This is a genomic window from Escherichia sp. MOD1-EC5990 (assembly GCF_002965285.1).
Taxonomy (GTDB): Bacteria; Pseudomonadota; Gammaproteobacteria; order Enterobacterales; family Enterobacteriaceae; genus Escherichia; species Escherichia coli_F.
Window position 1 is genome coordinate 21103 of sequence record NZ_PTRV01000034.1, and the last position, 16257, is coordinate 37359.

18 protein-coding genes are annotated in these 16257 nt (G+C 48.6%); 8 read left to right on the top strand and 10 right to left on the bottom strand.

Translation table 11 applies throughout. The annotated features are described in order from the left end of the window. Positions 1-51: 51 nt before the first annotated feature. Together dadX and dadA are read right to left on the bottom strand one after the other, a co-directional pair. Positions 52-1122 carry a catabolic alanine racemase DadX gene (gene dadX, locus BEB42_RS24255; RefSeq protein WP_000197857.1) on the bottom strand — a complete coding sequence of 357 codons (1071 nt, stop codon included), beginning with the start codon at positions 1120-1122 and terminating at the stop codon, positions 52-54. Between the two features lie 9 nt (positions 1123-1131). Further along, the gene (gene dadA, locus BEB42_RS24260; protein WP_001266925.1) at positions 1132-2430 is read right to left on the bottom strand and encodes a D-amino acid dehydrogenase; all 1299 of its coding nucleotides are present in this window, start codon (positions 2428-2430) and stop codon (positions 1132-1134) included. 329 nt (positions 2431-2759) lie between these two features. Between dadA and BEB42_RS24265 the strand changes: the two genes are divergently transcribed. Continuing rightward, the gene (locus BEB42_RS24265; RefSeq protein WP_000190855.1) at positions 2760-4292 is read left to right on the top strand and encodes a SpoVR family protein; all 1533 of its coding nucleotides are present in this window, start codon (positions 2760-2762) and stop codon (positions 4290-4292) included. A 51-nt stretch (positions 4293-4343) separates the two neighbouring features. Here BEB42_RS24265 and fadR read toward each other — a convergent pair whose 3' ends face one another. After that, positions 4344-5063: a fatty acid metabolism transcriptional regulator FadR gene (gene fadR / locus BEB42_RS24270; RefSeq protein WP_000234823.1), complete on the bottom strand. Its 720-nt coding sequence runs from the start codon at positions 5061-5063 to the stop codon at positions 4344-4346. Between the two features lie 222 nt (positions 5064-5285). On the opposite strand from fadR, the gene nhaB reads away from it, so the two are divergent. Continuing rightward, positions 5286-6827 carry a Na(+)/H(+) antiporter NhaB gene (gene nhaB / locus BEB42_RS24275; protein WP_000406370.1) on the top strand — a complete coding sequence of 514 codons (1542 nt, stop codon included), beginning with the start codon at positions 5286-5288 and terminating at the stop codon, positions 6825-6827. Between the two features lie 145 nt (positions 6828-6972). Beyond that, positions 6973-7503 carry a disulfide bond formation protein DsbB gene (gene dsbB, locus BEB42_RS24280; RefSeq protein ID WP_000943444.1) on the top strand — a complete coding sequence of 177 codons (531 nt, stop codon included), beginning with the start codon at positions 6973-6975 and terminating at the stop codon, positions 7501-7503. A 44-nt stretch (positions 7504-7547) separates the two neighbouring features. On the opposite strand, the gene umuC is transcribed toward dsbB, so the two are convergent. Next, positions 7548-8816: a DNA polymerase V catalytic protein gene (gene umuC / locus BEB42_RS24285; RefSeq protein WP_000457603.1), complete on the bottom strand. Its 1269-nt coding sequence runs from the start codon at positions 8814-8816 to the stop codon at positions 7548-7550. Beyond that, positions 8816-9235, bottom strand: a complete 420-nt coding sequence (locus BEB42_RS24290) for a translesion error-prone DNA polymerase V autoproteolytic subunit (protein WP_000897378.1) — start codon at positions 9233-9235, stop codon at positions 8816-8818. Before BEB42_RS24290 ends, umuC begins: the two co-directional genes overlap by 1 nt. A gap of 372 nt (positions 9236-9607) precedes the next feature. Here BEB42_RS24290 and hlyE point away from each other — a divergent pair, with 372 nt between their 5' ends. After that, positions 9608-10519, top strand: coding sequence for a hemolysin HlyE (gene hlyE / locus BEB42_RS24295; RefSeq protein ID WP_024218649.1), 912 nt, complete (start codon positions 9608-9610; stop codon positions 10517-10519). 206 nt (positions 10520-10725) lie between these two features. Here the strand turns inward: hlyE and BEB42_RS24300 are convergent, their stop codons facing one another. The 3 genes from BEB42_RS24300 to BEB42_RS24310 all read right to left on the bottom strand — a co-directional run bounded on the left by BEB42_RS24300 (position 10726) and on the right by BEB42_RS24310 (position 12287). Continuing rightward, positions 10726-11172, bottom strand: coding sequence for a YcgN family cysteine cluster protein (locus tag BEB42_RS24300; RefSeq protein ID WP_024218650.1), 447 nt, complete (start codon positions 11170-11172; stop codon positions 10726-10728). 91 nt (positions 11173-11263) lie between these two features. Beyond that, positions 11264-11923 (bottom strand): fumarylacetoacetate hydrolase family protein, encoded by a 660-nt coding sequence (locus BEB42_RS24305; protein ID WP_000284282.1) that lies wholly within the window; start codon positions 11921-11923, stop codon positions 11264-11266. Between the two features lie 70 nt (positions 11924-11993). Next, positions 11994-12287 carry a YcgL domain-containing protein gene (locus tag BEB42_RS24310; RefSeq protein WP_001297679.1) on the bottom strand — a complete coding sequence of 98 codons (294 nt, stop codon included), beginning with the start codon at positions 12285-12287 and terminating at the stop codon, positions 11994-11996. A 239-nt stretch (positions 12288-12526) separates the two neighbouring features. Here BEB42_RS24310 and pliG point away from each other — a divergent pair, with 239 nt between their 5' ends. Then, positions 12527-12928: a g-type lysoyme inhibitor PliG gene (gene pliG, locus BEB42_RS24315; protein WP_000693759.1), complete on the top strand. Its 402-nt coding sequence runs from the start codon at positions 12527-12529 to the stop codon at positions 12926-12928. A 102-nt stretch (positions 12929-13030) separates the two neighbouring features. Here pliG and BEB42_RS24320 read toward each other — a convergent pair whose 3' ends face one another. Continuing rightward, positions 13031-13399: a YcgJ family protein gene (locus BEB42_RS24320; RefSeq protein WP_001056855.1), complete on the bottom strand. Its 369-nt coding sequence runs from the start codon at positions 13397-13399 to the stop codon at positions 13031-13033. A 519-nt stretch (positions 13400-13918) separates the two neighbouring features. Between BEB42_RS24320 and minC the strand changes: the two genes are divergently transcribed. From minC to minE, 3 genes are read left to right on the top strand one after another with little or no spacing between them, the layout of a single operon-like run. After that, on the top strand, positions 13919-14614 hold the full coding sequence (minC, locus tag BEB42_RS24330) for a septum site-determining protein MinC (RefSeq protein WP_000072536.1): 696 nt from the start codon (positions 13919-13921) through the stop codon (positions 14612-14614). A gap of 23 nt (positions 14615-14637) precedes the next feature. Further along, the gene (gene minD / locus BEB42_RS24335) at positions 14638-15450 is read left to right on the top strand and encodes a septum site-determining protein MinD (RefSeq protein ID WP_000101055.1); all 813 of its coding nucleotides are present in this window, start codon (positions 14638-14640) and stop codon (positions 15448-15450) included. Positions 15451-15453: 3 nt separating this feature from the next. Continuing rightward, the gene (gene minE / locus BEB42_RS24340; RefSeq protein ID WP_001185665.1) at positions 15454-15720 is read left to right on the top strand and encodes a cell division topological specificity factor MinE; all 267 of its coding nucleotides are present in this window, start codon (positions 15454-15456) and stop codon (positions 15718-15720) included. Positions 15721-16087: 367 nt separating this feature from the next. Here minE and BEB42_RS27255 read toward each other — a convergent pair. Beyond that, positions 16088-16257: autotransporter outer membrane beta-barrel domain-containing protein (locus BEB42_RS27255; protein WP_123058324.1), on the bottom strand; the 170-nt coding region annotated here is incomplete at its 5' end.

A 16257-nucleotide genomic window follows, 5' to 3' on the forward strand; every position in this document is an offset into this window, starting at 1 on the left:
ATGATTTTTTTGCAACCAGAAGACACTGCCTCCGATCCGGCTTACAACAAGTTACACCGTCACAACCGGGACCCGTAACGCCAGCGCGCACATCAACTCATAACCCACAGTTCCGGCAGCGGCGGCGACATCATCAATTTTGATCTCCTTGCCCCACAGCTCAACCGGTGTACCAATACCCGCCTGCGGGCAAGGCGTTAAATCGACCGCCAGCATATCCATCGAGACTGTCCCCACCGTCATGGTACGCACGCCGTCGACTAAAACAGGTGTACCGGTAGGCGCGTGGCGCGGATAACCGTCGGCGTATCCTGCGGCAACAATGCCGATTCGTTGCTCATCGCGCGCAGTATAGCGACCGCCATAGCCCACACGCTCACCCGCTTTTAGCGTCTGGACACCAATAATCTCACTGCTTAGCGTCATTACCGGACGTAATCCGGTATTGGCGATATCGCGCCACTGACCCGACGGCGAAGCACCATACAAAATAATGCCAGGCCGAACCCAGTCAAAATGCGCTTCCGGATGCCACAGAGTCGCCGCCGAATTGGACAATGAACGCCGACATTCCAGCCCTTCCGCCGCCTGCTCAATACGCGCCATTGCGCCGGCAATCCCCTCAGGATGCTCCGCCTCGGCAAAATGCGACATCAGAGTCATTTCGCCAACATTCGCCATCGCCCGCAGCTGCTGCCAGACGGTAAGCACACGATCGGGCTGGAAGCCCAACCGATTCATCCCACTGTTCACTTTAAGATAAATATCCAACGGCGCTTTTAGCCGCGCATTTTGCAGTGCTTTGAGCTGCCAGTTGCTGTGGACGCAGGTGGTCAGGCGGTACTGGTCATAAATCTCCAGATCCTGTGCATGGAAAAAACCCTCCAGCATCAGGATCGGTCCTTTCCAGCCGCGCTCACGTAACGTTATTGCCTCTTCCAGATTAAGTAATGCAAAGCCATCGGTGGCCCCTAGCGCGCTCCAGATACGCTCAATACCGTGCCCGTAAGCATTCGCTTTTACCACCGACCAGACACGCGCGTGCGGCGCGGCCTGCCGGACAATGGAAAGATTCTGTTTTAATGCCTGCAGATCGAGGCTGGCCTGTATCGGACGGGTCATCTCGTTTCCTTAGCTGTGCGCGCCATGTAAATGGCCCGGGCGTGATGGCGTAAATCCACGGCTGTAGCGTGCTACGCTTAAATCCTCATACGGGATCGCTGGCGTACGGCCAGAGAGCAGATCGCTTAACAACTGACCGGAACCGCAAGCCATCGTCCAGCCGAGCGTACCGTGACCGGTATTCAGCCACAGATTTTTAAAGCGTGTACGCCCCACAACCGGCGTACCGTCTGGCGTCATCGGGCGCAGACCAGTCCAGAATGTGGCCTGCTCGACATGACCGCCGCGTGGATAGAGATCGCGAACCACCATTTCCAGCGTTTCACGACGTGGCTGCAACAGCTCGGTGTTAAAGCCAACAATTTCCGCCATTCCACCAACGCGAATGCGGTTATCGAAACGGGTAATGGCGATTTTATAGGTTTCATCAAGAATGGTGGACACCGGCGCGCCATCTTCTTGCGCAATCGGAATGGTCAGCGAGTAGCCTTTCAGCGGATAGACCGGAATATCAACAATGCCTTTAAGCATCGCCGTCGAATAAGAACCAAACGCCATCACATACGCATCGGCCTTAATCACTTCATCACCACACTTCACGCCATAGATCTGCTCGCCGTCGCAAAGCAGTTGGTCAACAGGCGTATTAAAGCGGAATTTAACCCCCGCCTGCTCTGCCATCCGCGCCAGATTCTGGGTAAACAGCTGGCAGTCTCCGGTTTCGTCATTGGGTAACTGCAGGCCGCCCGTCAGTTTGTGCGCCACTTCCGCCAACGCAGGTTCCACTTCCGCCAGGCGGCTGGATTCCAGCAGTTGATACGGTACGCCTGCATCCTCCAGCACGGCGATATCGCGAGTGGCGTTTTCATATTGTTGTTCTGTACGGAACAGTTGCAGCGTCCCGCCCTGCCGCCCTTCATACTGAATATGAGTTTCGGCGCGCAATGCTTTCAGGCAATCACGGCTGTATTCCGCCAGACGCACCATCCGCCCTTTGTTTTCCATGTAGTGGCTGGTGTCACAGTTACGTAACATTTGCCACATCCATTTCAACTGGAACTGCGTACCGTCGAGACGAACCGCCAGCGGTGCATGGCGCTGGAACATCCATTTAATCGCTTTTAAAGGTACACCTGGCGCTGCCCACGGCGCAGCATAGCCGGGGGAAATTTGCCCGGCATTCGCAGCACTGGTTTCCAGGGCTGCTCCTGACTCCCGATCAATGACGGTGACCTCATGTCCTGCCTGATTTAAGTACCAGGCGCTGGCAACGCCTACCACACCACTTCCCAGTATGACAACTCGCATAGCCACTCCGATAACGGTAGATACAGTAAAAGAATAATAATCTAATTACATCTTGATAACTCAGTTGAAAATATTATTCAACATACGGCTTTTTTATGGTGAGCTGGCTCACATCTCCCTGACTCTGCAGCAATATGGCATCTTTAGTATCTCCTGCTGAACACCCTTTTTAACCAGCATAAAATTCCGCTCAGAAGCGAATTACTGGCACTCTGATAATAAGAAATCGCAAAGAAAAAAATTCTTCGGCGACGCGGTTTTTAACAGGTGTTCTATGCTTGAAATGAGGTGTTCCACACAGAGAGCACCGACAACAATGAGGTGCGCGTATGGCGACGATCGATTCTATGAATAAGGACACCACACGTTTGAGCGATGGACCCGACTGGACGTTTGACCTGCTGGATGTTTATCTGGCAGAGATAGACCGGGTAGCGAAACTCTATCGGCTGGATACCTACCCGCACCAGATTGAAGTGATCACCTCAGAACAGATGATGGATGCCTACTCCAGCGTCGGCATGCCAATTAACTATCCACACTGGTCATTCGGTAAAAAGTTTATCGAGACTGAACGGCTGTATAAGCACGGTCAGCAAGGACTGGCCTATGAAATCGTCATTAACTCTAACCCGTGTATCGCTTACCTGATGGAAGAGAACACTATCACCATGCAGGCACTTGTGATGGCCCACGCCTGCTATGGGCATAACTCTTTCTTCAAAAACAATTACTTATTCCGTAGCTGGACCGACGCCAGTTCGATTGTCGATTATCTGATTTTTGCCCGTAAATATATTACCGAGTGCGAAGAACGTTATGGCGTAGATGAAGTAGAGCGGCTTCTTGACTCCTGTCATGCGCTGATGAACTACGGTGTGGATCGGTACAAACGCCCGCAAAAAATCTCGCTGCAAGAAGAAAAAGCCCGGCAGAAAAGTCGCGAAGAGTATCTGCAAAGTCAGGTCAATATGCTCTGGCGTACCCTGCCGAAGCGCGAGGAAGAGAAAACGGTTGCTGAAGCGCGCCGCTATCCGTCCGAGCCACAAGAAAACCTGCTCTATTTTATGGAGAAAAATGCACCCCTGCTGGAATCATGGCAGCGTGAAATTCTGCGTATTGTGCGTAAGGTGAGCCAGTATTTTTATCCGCAAAAACAGACTCAGGTGATGAACGAAGGCTGGGCGACCTTCTGGCACTACACCATCCTTAACCATCTGTATGATGAAGGGAAAGTAACGGAACGTTTTATGCTGGAGTTTTTGCACAGCCACACCAATGTGGTCTTCCAGCCGCCCTATAATAGCCCGTGGTACAGTGGAATAAACCCGTATGCGCTTGGTTTCGCCATGTTCCAGGATATTAAACGGATTTGTCAGTCGCCGACGGAAGAAGACAAATACTGGTTCCCGGATATCGCCGGTTCTGACTGGCTGGAAACATTGCATTTTGCGATGCGTGATTTCAAAGATGAGAGTTTTATCAGCCAGTTCCTGTCACCGAAAGTGATGCGTGATTTCCGCTTCTTCACCGTGCTGGATGACGATCGCCATAATTATCTGGAGATTTCCGCTATTCATAATGAAGAAGGTTATCGGGAGATCCGTAACCGGTTATCGTCGCAATATAATTTAAGTAATCTGGAGCCGAATATTCAGATCTGGAACGTGGATTTGCGCGGCGACCGTTCGCTGACGCTGCGTTACATTCCACATAATCGCGCACCGCTGGATCGGGGGCGCAAAGAAGTGCTGAAGCATGTGCATCGCCTGTGGGGATTTGATGTGATGCTGGAACAGCAAAACGAAGACGGCAGCGTCGAGTTGCTGGAACGTTGCCCGCCGAGAATGGGAAATCTGTAAAAACAACAAAAAACCCCTCGTTTGAGGGGTTTGCTTTTTAAACGGAAGGGATTATCGCCCCTGAATAGCTAAATCACCCGGCAGATTTTTCTGCATCCGGTGCCAAATCTCGCCGCTCTCATGCCCATAGCGACGCACTGTTTCGTATACCTGATCGTGTGCGCCTTCACTGCACAACGCCGACAGTTTGTGGTAGAAGCCCAGCGCCAGACTGCGCGCTTCCGGATTGGCGAAATAGTGACGACCAATGCGCGTATACAGCCCTTTCATCCCGTTAAGGATCAGACCGTAAATCGGGTTGCCGGAAGCAAACGCCAGACCGCGGAATATGTTGTAATCCAGCTCGGCAAAGGCATCGGCGTGATCGGCCACTTCATTAGCGGTAGCCAGCACTTCCTGCGCTTTATCGGGATGCTGACGAAACGCGGTGCGAATAAAAATAGTGGAAATATTGGTACGCACCGACAGCAAATTATCAATAAGCTGCGGCACACTTTCGTGATCCAGTCGCGCCAGTGTTTCAAGGATATTTAAACCGGAAGTTTCCCAGAAATTATTCACCTTCGTCGGCTTGCCATGTTGAATGGTCAACCAGCCATCTCGTGCCAGACGCTGTAACACTTCACGTAACGTAGTACGCGTTACGCCAATTAATTCTGAAAGTTCACGTTCTGCGGGCAAAATAGTCCCGGGAGGGAAGCGGTTATTCCAGATACTTTCAATAATGTACTCTTCCGCGAAACCCGCCGGGCTTTGCGCCTTAATGACCATAGTGAGATTTCCATAACACAGCAAAACAAAGTTGGACTCATCATACCAGAGGGCTATCTACGCTGATAGCAGACAAAAAGAAGAAAAAAGGGATCAAGGCTTCATTTTCTACATCTCTTTTCTCCAGACCATCAACACTTGCCTCGATCCCCTCCTGGCCGTTAAGCTTTGCGTTCTAAGATAAAAACATCATTGATTATTTCTAAGGTAAGGGAAACCATCATGGAGATCTCCTGGGGCCGTGCCCTATGGCGCAACTTTTTGGGCCAGTCCCCCGACTGGTACAAACTCGCCCTCATTATTTTCTTAATTCTTAATCCGTTAATTTTCATCATCAGCCCCTTTGTTGCCGGTTGGCTGCTGGTGGCGGAATTTATTTTCACTCTGGCGATGGCCCTCAAATGCTATCCGCTGCTCCCCGGTGGTCTGTTGGCTATCGAAGCGGTATTCATCGGCATGACCAGCGCGGAACATGTTCGTGAAGAGGTGGCGGCGAATCTTGAAGTCTTGCTGTTACTGATGTTTATGGTGGCGGGTATCTATTTTATGAAACAGCTGTTGCTGTTCATATTTACCCGTTTGCTGTTAAGCATTCGCTCCAAAATGCTGCTGTCGCTCTCTTTTTGCATGGCGGCGGCGTTCCTCTCCGCGTTCCTCGATGCCTTAACCGTCGTGGCGGTGGTGATCAGCGTCGCAGTCGGTTTTTATGGGATTTATCACCGCGTAGCCTCTTCCCGTACTGAAGATACCGACCTGCAAGACGATAGTCATATCGACAAGCATTACAAAGTGGTTCTGGAACAGTTCCGTGGCTTTCTGCGTAGCCTGATGATGCATGCCGGTGTTGGCACCGCATTAGGCGGCGTGATGACCATGGTGGGCGAACCACAGAACTTGATCATCGCTAAAGCGGCTGGCTGGCATTTTGGCGATTTCTTCCTGCGCATGTCGCCGGTGACCGTTCCAGTTCTGATTTGTGGCCTGTTGACCTGCCTGCTGGTGGAGAAGCTGCGTTGGTTTGGCTACGGCGAAACGCTGCCGGAGAAAGTCCGCGAAGTGCTGCAACAGTTTGACGATCAAAGTCGCCACCAGCGTACCCGTCAGGATAAAATTCGTCTGATTGTCCAGGCGATTATCGGCGTCTGGCTGGTCACCGCGCTGGCGTTGCATCTGGCGGAGGTTGGCCTGATTGGTTTGTCGGTCATTATTCTGGCGACATCATTGACTGGTGTCACTGATGAACATGCTATCGGTAAAGCCTTCACCGAATCTCTGCCATTCACCGCACTGTTGACTGTCTTTTTCTCGGTCGTCGCGGTAATTATTGATCAGCAACTGTTCTCACCAATCATTCATTTTGTCCTACAGGCATCGGAACACGCCCAGCTGTCGTTGTTCTATATTTTTAACGGCCTGCTGTCATCCATTTCGGATAATGTCTTCGTGGGAACGATCTATATCAACGAAGCAAAGGCAGCCATGGAGAGTGGCGTTATCACACTGAAGCAATATGAACTTCTGGCCGTCGCCATTAACACCGGGACCAACCTCCCCTCCGTCGCGACGCCGAATGGCCAGGCGGCGTTCTTGTTCCTGCTGACCTCCGCACTCGCGCCATTGATTCGTCTCTCTTATGGTCGCATGGTATGGATGGCTCTTCCCTACACCCTCGTACTAACGGTTGTCGGGTTACTCTGTGTTGAGTTTACGCTTGCCCCTGTAACCGAATGGTTTATGCAAATGGGCTGGATAGCAACGCTTTGATAACAACTTACCGGGCATATAAATGCCCGGTTTGCCTTTTCGCCCGATAATTGTCCAATTACCTCCTATTTTTGCTGCCTCCTGGTGGCGCAGCGAATGAATTGGTTTAAACTGCGCACTCTATGCATATTGCAGGGAAATGATTATGTTGCGATTTTTGAATCAATGTTCACAAGGTCGGGGCGCGTGGCTGTTGATGGCGTTTACCGCTCTGGCACTGGAACTGACGGCGCTGTGGTTCCAGCATGTGATGTTACTGAAACCTTGCGTGCTCTGTATTTATGAACGCTGCGCATTATTCGGCATTCTGGGTGCTGCGCTGATTGGCGCGATCGCCCCGAAAACTCCGCTGCGTTATGTAGCGATGATTATCTGGTTGTATAGTGCGTTCCGCGGTGTGCAGTTAACTTACGAGCACACCATGCTTCAGCTCTATCCTTCGCCGTTTGCGACCTGTGATTTTATGGTTCGTTTCCCTGACTGGCTGCCGCTGGATAAATGGGTGCCGCAAGTGTTTGTCGCCTCTGGCGATTGCGCCGAGCGTCAGTGGGAATTTTTAGGTCTGGAAATGCCGCAGTGGCTGCTCGGTATTTTTATCGCTTACCTGATTGTCGCGGTGCTGGTGGTGATTTCCCAGCCGTTTAAAGCGAAAAAACGTGACCTGTTCGGTCGCTAATCCATTTGGCGCTCCTGCGGGAGCGCTTTTTGCTACCGCTATGTTCATTTGACCCGCAGTAAATCCGTACTTCGTGTTGTATAACGTGGTGAAAGCATGGCACGCTTCATCTGCCATTGTTGCTGGATCCCCTGCCCGGCAAAATAGAGTGTTCCTCTGCCCTCTTTAGCATTTAGCGTATCCATTACCGCCATCAATTGCTCACTCCCGGGGCGCGGTGCGTTGTCATCGAATAAATTGAGCTGCGCGACTCCCTGACTGAAGAAATCCCCCAGCATCACGCCCGCTTTTTGGTAGCGATGGCCCGCTTGCCAGATGGCATCCAGAGATCGCGTAGCGGCGTTAATGATATCCCTGCTGTCCTGAGTGGGCGTCAGCAGTTTTACCGACGCGCTATTGCCGTAATAAGGTTCATTGAGCGCAAATGGTGACGTCTTAATAAACGTGGAGATAAACCGACAATATTGATGCTCGCTGCGAAGTTTTTCCGCCGCCCGGGCAGCGTAACTACAAATGGCCTGCCGCATCGACGTATAATCCGTGATGCGTTCACCAAACGAACGGGAACAGATAATTTCCTGCTTTGTCGGTGCAAACTCTTCCAGTTGCAAACAGGGTTCACCGCGCAGTTCACGCACCGTTCTTTCGAGCACTACATTAAAATGTTTACGGATAAACCGGATATCTGTATCCGCCAAATCGAGAACGGTTTTGATCCCCATCGCGTCCAGTTTTTTGCTGATCCGCCGTCCAATCCCCCAGACTTCATCCACGGGGAGAGCAGACATTAATTTACGCTGGCGTTCCAGATTTGATAAATCCACCACCCCACCCGTCTGCCGCTGCCATTTTTTTGCCGCATGATTGGCAAGCTTAGCCAGCGTTTTGGTCTGGGCGATCCCCACACCAACAGTAAGATGGGTACGTTGTAGCACCTTTGCGCGAATTTCTCTGCCAAAATCAGTCAGATCGCGACAATTACGCACACCGGTCAGATCGCAGAATGCCTCATCAATACTGTAAATCTCGACGCGGGGCGATAGCTCTTCCAGCGTCGACATCACCCGATTGCTCATATCGGCGTAAAGCTCATAGTTACTGCTAAAGCAAACCACGCCACAGCGGCGAAACAGATCTTTTTGTTTGAACCAGGGATCGCCCATTTTAACGCCCAGCGCCTTTGCCTCAGCGTTTCGGGCGATAACGCAACCGTCATTATTCGATAGCACAACCACCGGTTTACCCCATAAATCAGGGCGAAACACCGTCTCACAGCTGGCATAAAAAGCGTTTACATCACAGAGGGCAAACATCAGCGCATCGCCTTAACGACGTGGATCACCACACCAAAGACATCCAGCGTATCTTCGCTACTGATGGTAATGGGTGAATATGCACTGTTCATGGGAATAAGCTGCACAGTCGGGCGTAGTTGCAATTTTTTCACCGTAAACTCGCCGTCAACAGCAGCGATGACAATATCACCATGGCTGGCGGTAATAGCGCTATCGACAATCAGTAAATCACCGTCACTAATCCCACCGTCAATCATAGAATCACCACTTGCTTTGACGAAGTAAGTCGCGCTGGGATGCTGGATCAACAGTTGATTCAGATCGATGCGCTGTTCAACGTAATCTGCGGCCGGTGAAGGAAAGCCACACTGAACAAGATCGCTAAATAGCGGAAAAGTCACAATTTCGCGGAGATCCGCAGGCTTGATAAACAACATAATAATCTGCCTGAAGTTATACTGTTTTTATATACAGTAGTCTGTTCTTGCCAGCAGATCAATACTGATTCAGGCTATCAATATTTGTCGCTGCATAGACTGCTGATTTTTCGTTCTCTTATCCTGTGCTCACGCGGCCTTCTGGCGCCAGCATTCATCCAGCAGAAAGGAAAAATATCGCCCGGTTTAAAAATAGAATGGAAGCATTCGCCATAATGACATTAAACATTGTTTGATATTTATCATATTAATATAAATAAAGACATTGACGCATCTCACCCGCCTAACTATGAATTAGATGAAGTAAAATTCATTAATAGTTGTAAAACAGGAGTTTCATTACAATTTATATATTTAAAGAGGCGAATGATTATGACTGAAATCGTTGCAGATAAAACGGTAGAGGTAGTTAAAAACGCAATCGAAACCGCAGATGGAGCATTAGACCTTTATAATAAATATCTCGATCAGGTCATCCCCTGGCAGACCTTCGATGAAACCATAAAAGAGTTAAGTCGCTTTAAACAGGAGTATTCACAGGCAGCCTCCGTTTTAGTTGGCGATATTAAAACCTTACTTATGGATAGCCAGGATAAGTATTTTGAAGCAACCCAAACGGTGTATGAATGGTGTGGTGTTGCGACACAATTGCTCGCAGCATATATTTTGCTATTTGATGAGTACAATGAGAAGAAAGCATCCGCCCAGAAAGACATTCTCATTAAGGTACTGGATGACGGCATCACGAAGCTGAATGAAGCGCAAAAATCTCTGCTGGTAAGCTCACAAAGTTTCAACACCGCTTCCGGAAAACTGCTGGCGTTAGATAGCCAGTTAACCAATGATTTTTCAGAAAAAAGCAGCTATTTCCAGTCACAGGTAGATAAAATCAGGAAGGAAGCGTATGCCGGTGCCGCAGCCGGTGTCGTCGCCGGTCCATTTGGATTAATCATTTCCTATTCTATTGCTGCGGGCGTAGTTGAAGGGAAACTGATTCCAGAATTGAAGAACAAGTTAAAATCTGTGCAGAGTTTCTTTACCACCCTGTCTAACACGGTTAAACAAGCGAATAAAGATATCGATGCTGCCAAATTGAAATTAACCACCGAAATAGCCGCCATCGGGGAGATAAAAACGGAAACTGAAACAACCAGATTCTACGTTGATTATGATGATTTAATGCTTTCTTTGCTAAAAGAAGCGGCAAAAAAAATGATTAACACCTGTAATGAGTATCAGAAAAGACACGGTAAGAAGACACTCTTTGAGGTACCTGAAGTCTGATAAGCGATTATTCTCTCCATGTACTCAAGGTATAAAGTTTATCACATTTAAAAATACAGACGTTTTTTAAAGATTGAGAGTTACCTGTTAATAATAAGGTATCGGGTAACTCTCATTATGACAGAGCGCTTTCAAAAACAGGGCTACGAAATGGCGAGCATCCAGACGTATATTAAGAAAGCCCCCATCAACATCTATTAAATTTATCACTGCGCCCAGTCAGGTTTATTTAAGATATGATCCTGCCAGTCAATCACTTCTGATTCTTTCACTGCGATATGACGCACAGAGATACGTTCGCCATGCATTGCCGCTTTCGAACCAGTAAGCAGCGGATGCCACGCAGGTAAATCTTTACCTTCCGCCAGCAAGCGATAAGCGCAGGTTATTGGCAACCATTCGAATGTTGGCAGATTTTCACGGGTTAGTTTAATGCAGTCGGGTTCAAACTCGAAACGACGCTCGTAGTTCCGACATTGACAGGTTTTAATATTGAGCTGGCGACAGGCGACGTTAGTGAAGTAGATTTCGTCGGTGTCTTCGTCCATTAGTTTATGCAGACAACACTGACCGCAACCATCACACAACGACTCCCATTCCGCATCGCTCATTTCGTCCAGGGTTTTACTTTGCCAGAAAGGTACATCGCTCATCAGGTGTTCCGCCATTACGTTAAAACGCACCTTATAACCAGTCTGGCACAGCGATGCAAGTTTTGCCGCCGCTTTCAGGCGGCAAAAAGTATTACAAAACGCGAGTTGTCAAAGAATGCCCATCGAAAGTGACTGTCAGCTCATCACCGCTTTGCAACGGGCCGACGCCATCAGGCGTGCCTGTCAGCACAACGTCACCGGCCTTGAGGGTAAAGAACTTGCTCATATAAGCGATCAGCGGAACGATTTTATGGATCATGTCCGCAGTCGTACCTTGCTGGCGTTGTTCGCCGTTTACGCTCAGGCCCAGCACTGTATTTTGCGGATCGCCGGTGAATTCCGCCGCGGGAATAAACCCGGAAAGCGGACAAGAGTTATCAAACGCTTTGGCCTTTTCCCACGGCTGCCCGGCTTTCTTCATTTTTCCCTGAACATCACGCAATGTCAGATCGAGCGCCACGCCGTAACCGGCAATTGCTTTGCGGACATGCTCTTCCGTAGCCTGACGTAGCGTCGCGCCAATCAACACCGCCAGTTCGACTTCATGATGAACTGAACCGAAATCGGATGGGATCGCCAATGGCTGCCGCAGATCGCACAGTGCCGTCTCTGGTTTAATAAACAGCACTGGCTCTTCGGGCACTGCACTGCCCATCTCTTTAATATGTTTGGCATAGTTACTGCCAACACAGACTACTTTACTCACCGGATAATCCAGCAGCGCACCTTGCCAGTTGTGATGTTGATACATAATGTTCCCCTCACTTATCGTGGATATGAAAACCCGCGCCGACAAAGATAATGCCACCGCCGGATATCGGTTATTTGTTAGTGTCGTCTGTTTTCTGCCCCATTACGGAAAGATGTTGCTTCAGCAAATCTTCGGGGGGTGGCGGTAACTGCAGATAGTAACCTTGCTCGGTTAATGCCAGTTTAACCTTCTCAATATCGGCATTGACCAATTTCTTCCGCCCATCCAGCGGCAGAATCATCGCTAACTGAGGCTGACCAAAACCTTTCATCAGTTCCTCAGGAACACGCGAAAAATCGTCTTTTTTTTCGACATATAAATAGGTCTGGTCACGCTTGCTGCTTCGATAAATCACACAAAACATACATTTACTCTTTAAAATGCCAGGTTTTGGCATAAGCTAACATCAATGAAACCCGCGCCACAAGCCAGCCAGCTGTAGATTTCTGCGGTTTGTTCAATCCATGCGCCCTTTATAAGTAATCCCCGGCAAGAATACCGCACCAGGATTTTACCGAATACAGGAAAGCCACTGGAATTCCCCCGTAAGGAATTGTTATATTATAACAGTTCATCGTACTCATTCTGAACAGGAGACTACCTATGAAAATCAAGGGCATCAGTAAGGGTGTATTGCTGCTTGCACTGCTAACCTCTACGAGCTTTGCTGCAGGTAAGAATGTCAATGTTGAGTTCAGAAAAGGTCATAGCAGCGCTCAGTACTCCGGCGAAATAAAGGGATATGATTACGATACATATACCTTCTATGCCAAAAAAGGCCAGAAAGTGCATGTGAGTATCTCTAATGAAGGCGCTGATACTTACCTCTTCGGACCAGGGATCGATGATTCTGTTGATTTATCCAGATATTCCCCAGAACTCGATAGTCACGGACAATACGCACTCCCAGCTTCTGGCAAATATGAGCTGCGTGTGCTGCAAACTCGAAATGACGCCCGTAAAAACAAAACTAAAAAATATAACGTTGATATTCAAATTAAGTAAATGTCAATCGACGGGGACTCTCCCCGTCATAAACGTTAACGCCCCACTCCTCTCTGTCGCTTAAGAGGTTAATGACGAATAGAACATAATGTAAACAAGACATCACTCACGACACATAAATAACATCTTTGTGGTGGTTTGATTGATTTTTCCACTCCGCTTACCATTCACACCAAAATAACGATCATCACGACATAATTTTTCTTTAACATCGCAAAATACACCGTTAGAGAATGTAAATTCGCTGGGATCGTAACCTTGTACTGATTGTAAGTTTTCAGCGGCTTTTTCGCCGAGATATTTCCTTGTTAACTCTGGGGAAATGCCATCTGAGTTAACACAAATATACGGGTCGCAAACAACGCCGCACACCGGAGATTGAAGTCCGCCAGCGTCATTTCCAGACGCCATTGATGAGAACATCATCCCCACACCTGACAATCCGATATAAAAAATACGCATCATATTCATAGCACATCCTGATAATCCAACCGTACAACACTTATGCTCATTTCATCATCAATCCGTAATCAAAACCGCTGACCTGGACGAGTTACGATGACCTGACAGAAGTATCAGACGTCTTCTGCGGTTTCTATGATAGAGCAATTCTGTGGCGGATATTAAGATAACGGGTATCTGTTCTTTAATGATGCTGCAAAAAATGGAAAGTTAAGAAAGCCTGGCGTGGTGAAAAAATACACTCGTCTCAATACTGGATATTTAAACAGGTCTGAAGATGCTGTCACGATTAGGGTGCGGAAAAAGGAAGCGTAAATAAGAACAATCAAAAGTACGACGGCAATGGGTTGATTGACAAGGGTATTTTTTAAGCTATGAATCAGCGCCATTTATCACAGAATAGACTTTTACTCTGAATAAATGGGAGGGTGACTTGCCTCAATATAATCCAGACTATAACATGCCTTATAGTCTTCGGAACATCATCGCGCGCTGGCGATGATTAATAGCTAATTGAGTAAGGCCAGGATGTCAAACACGCCAATCGAGCTTAAAGGCAGTAGCTTCACTTTATCTGTGGTTCATCTGCATGAGGCAGAACCTAAGGTTATTCATCAGGCGCTGGAAGACAAAATCGCTCAGGCCCCCGCATTTTTAAAACATGCCCCTGTTGTACTCAACGTCAGTGCACTTGAAGACCCGGTAAACTGGTCAGCGATGCATAAGGCTGTTTCGGCAACTGGTTTGCGGGTTATTGGCGTAAGTGGCTGCAAAGATGCGCAACTTAAAGCCGAAATTGAAAAGATGGGGCTGCCTATCCTGACGGAAGGAAAGGAAAAAGCGCCGCGTCCAGCTCCCGCACCGCAGGCTCCAGCGCAAAATACAACGCCGGTCACAAAAACGCGTTTAATAGATACCCCGGTGCGTTCCGGTCAGCGTATTTATGCTCCACAATGTGATCTGATTGTTACAAGCCACGTTAGCGCTGGGGCCGAATTGATTGCCGATGGTAACATTCATGTTTATGGCATGATGCGCGGTCGTGCGCTGGCAGGGGCAAGTGGTGACCGGGAAACGCAAATATTTTGTACGAACCTGATGGCGGAACTGGTGTCCATCGCAGGTGAATACTGGCTGAGTGATCAAATCCCAGCAGAATTTTATGGCAAAGCAGCGCGACTACAGTTAGTCGAAAACGCTTTGACCGTTCAACCGTTAAATTGATCCCTTTTTAACAAGGAATTTCTATGGCACGCATTATTGTTGTTACTTCGGGCAAAGGGGGTGTTGGTAAGACAACCTCCAGCGCGGCCATCGCCACTGGTTTGGCCCAGAAGGGAAAGAAAACTGTCGTGATAGATTTTGATATCGGCCTGCGTAATCTCGACCTGATTATGGGTTGTGAACGCCGGGTCGTTTACGATTTCGTCAACGTCATTCAGGGCGATGCAACGCTAAATCAGGCGTTAATTAAAGATAAGCGTACTGAAAATCTCTATATTCTTCCGGCATCGCAAACACGCGATAAAGATGCCCTTACCCGTGAAGGGGTCGCCAAAGTTCTTGATGATCTGAAAGCGATGGACTTTGAATTTATCGTTTGTGACTCCCCGGCAGGGATTGAAACCGGTGCGTTAATGGCACTCTATTTTGCAGACGAAGCCATTATTACCACCAACCCGGAAGTCTCCTCAGTACGCGACTCTGACCGTATTTTAGGCATTCTGGCGTCGAAATCACGCCGCGCAGAAAATGGCGAAGAGCCTATTAAAGAGCATCTGCTGTTAACGCGCTATAACCCAGGCCGCGTGAGCAGAGGTGACATGTTGAGCATGGAAGATGTGCTGGAGATCCTGCGCATCAAACTCGTCGGCGTGATTCCTGAGGATCAATCAGTATTGCGCGCCTCTAACCAGGGTGAACCGGTCATTCTCGACATTAACGCCGATGCGGGTAAAGCCTACGCAGATACCGTAGAACGTCTGTTGGGAGAAGAACGTCCTTTCCGCTTCATTGAAGAAGAGAAGAAAGGCTTCCTCAAACGCTTGTTCGGAGGATAAGTTATGGCATTACTCGATTTCTTTCTCTCGCGGAAGAAAAACACGGCCAACATTGCAAAAGAACGGCTGCAGATTATTGTTGCTGAACGCCGTCGCAGCGATGCAGAACCGCATTATCTGCCGCAGTTGCGTAAAGATATTCTTGAGGTCATTTGTAAATACGTACAAATTGATCCTGAGATGGTAACCGTACAGCTTGAGCAAAAAGATGGCGATATTTCTATTCTTGAGCTGAACGTGACCTTACCGGAAGCAGAAGAGCTGAAATAAGCCCGCTGTAAAAGCGCATTTATCTTCAAGGCAGAGTCATCTCTGCCTTGAGTTTTTCATCCCCCTCATCCACGTTTGATAAGAGCGGCGAGTATTCTTGCTGATGCTACTCATTGCTTCCCCCCCCCTTTACACCTTAATGCCGTTCCCCCCACACAGAACAAATTGTTTATACCTGGCTGAGTAAATAACCTTATTGTTAGTATTGGTATACTGGGAGATGATAACCCCGCAATTTCATTATTCATTGTTCTCCCATAGGATGAGGTTTCCCGCCGTAACTGGCGGGCTTTTTTTGCCGCAGAATTTTCCCTTTTAACATCCTGTAAACGGAAACTGCGCCGAAGCGCAGTTTAATTACTGATTGTCAGAACGACCAGTTCACACCAGCCACCGCGTTCCACGGGGATTCCACACTGGCACCATGGCTATACCCCACCCCGAGATGCCCGCTTAACGAACTGCTGAATGAGGCTTTAATACCTGCCTGGTATATTCCACGTCTGCCCGACAAATCATTGACAAAATTACCGTCAT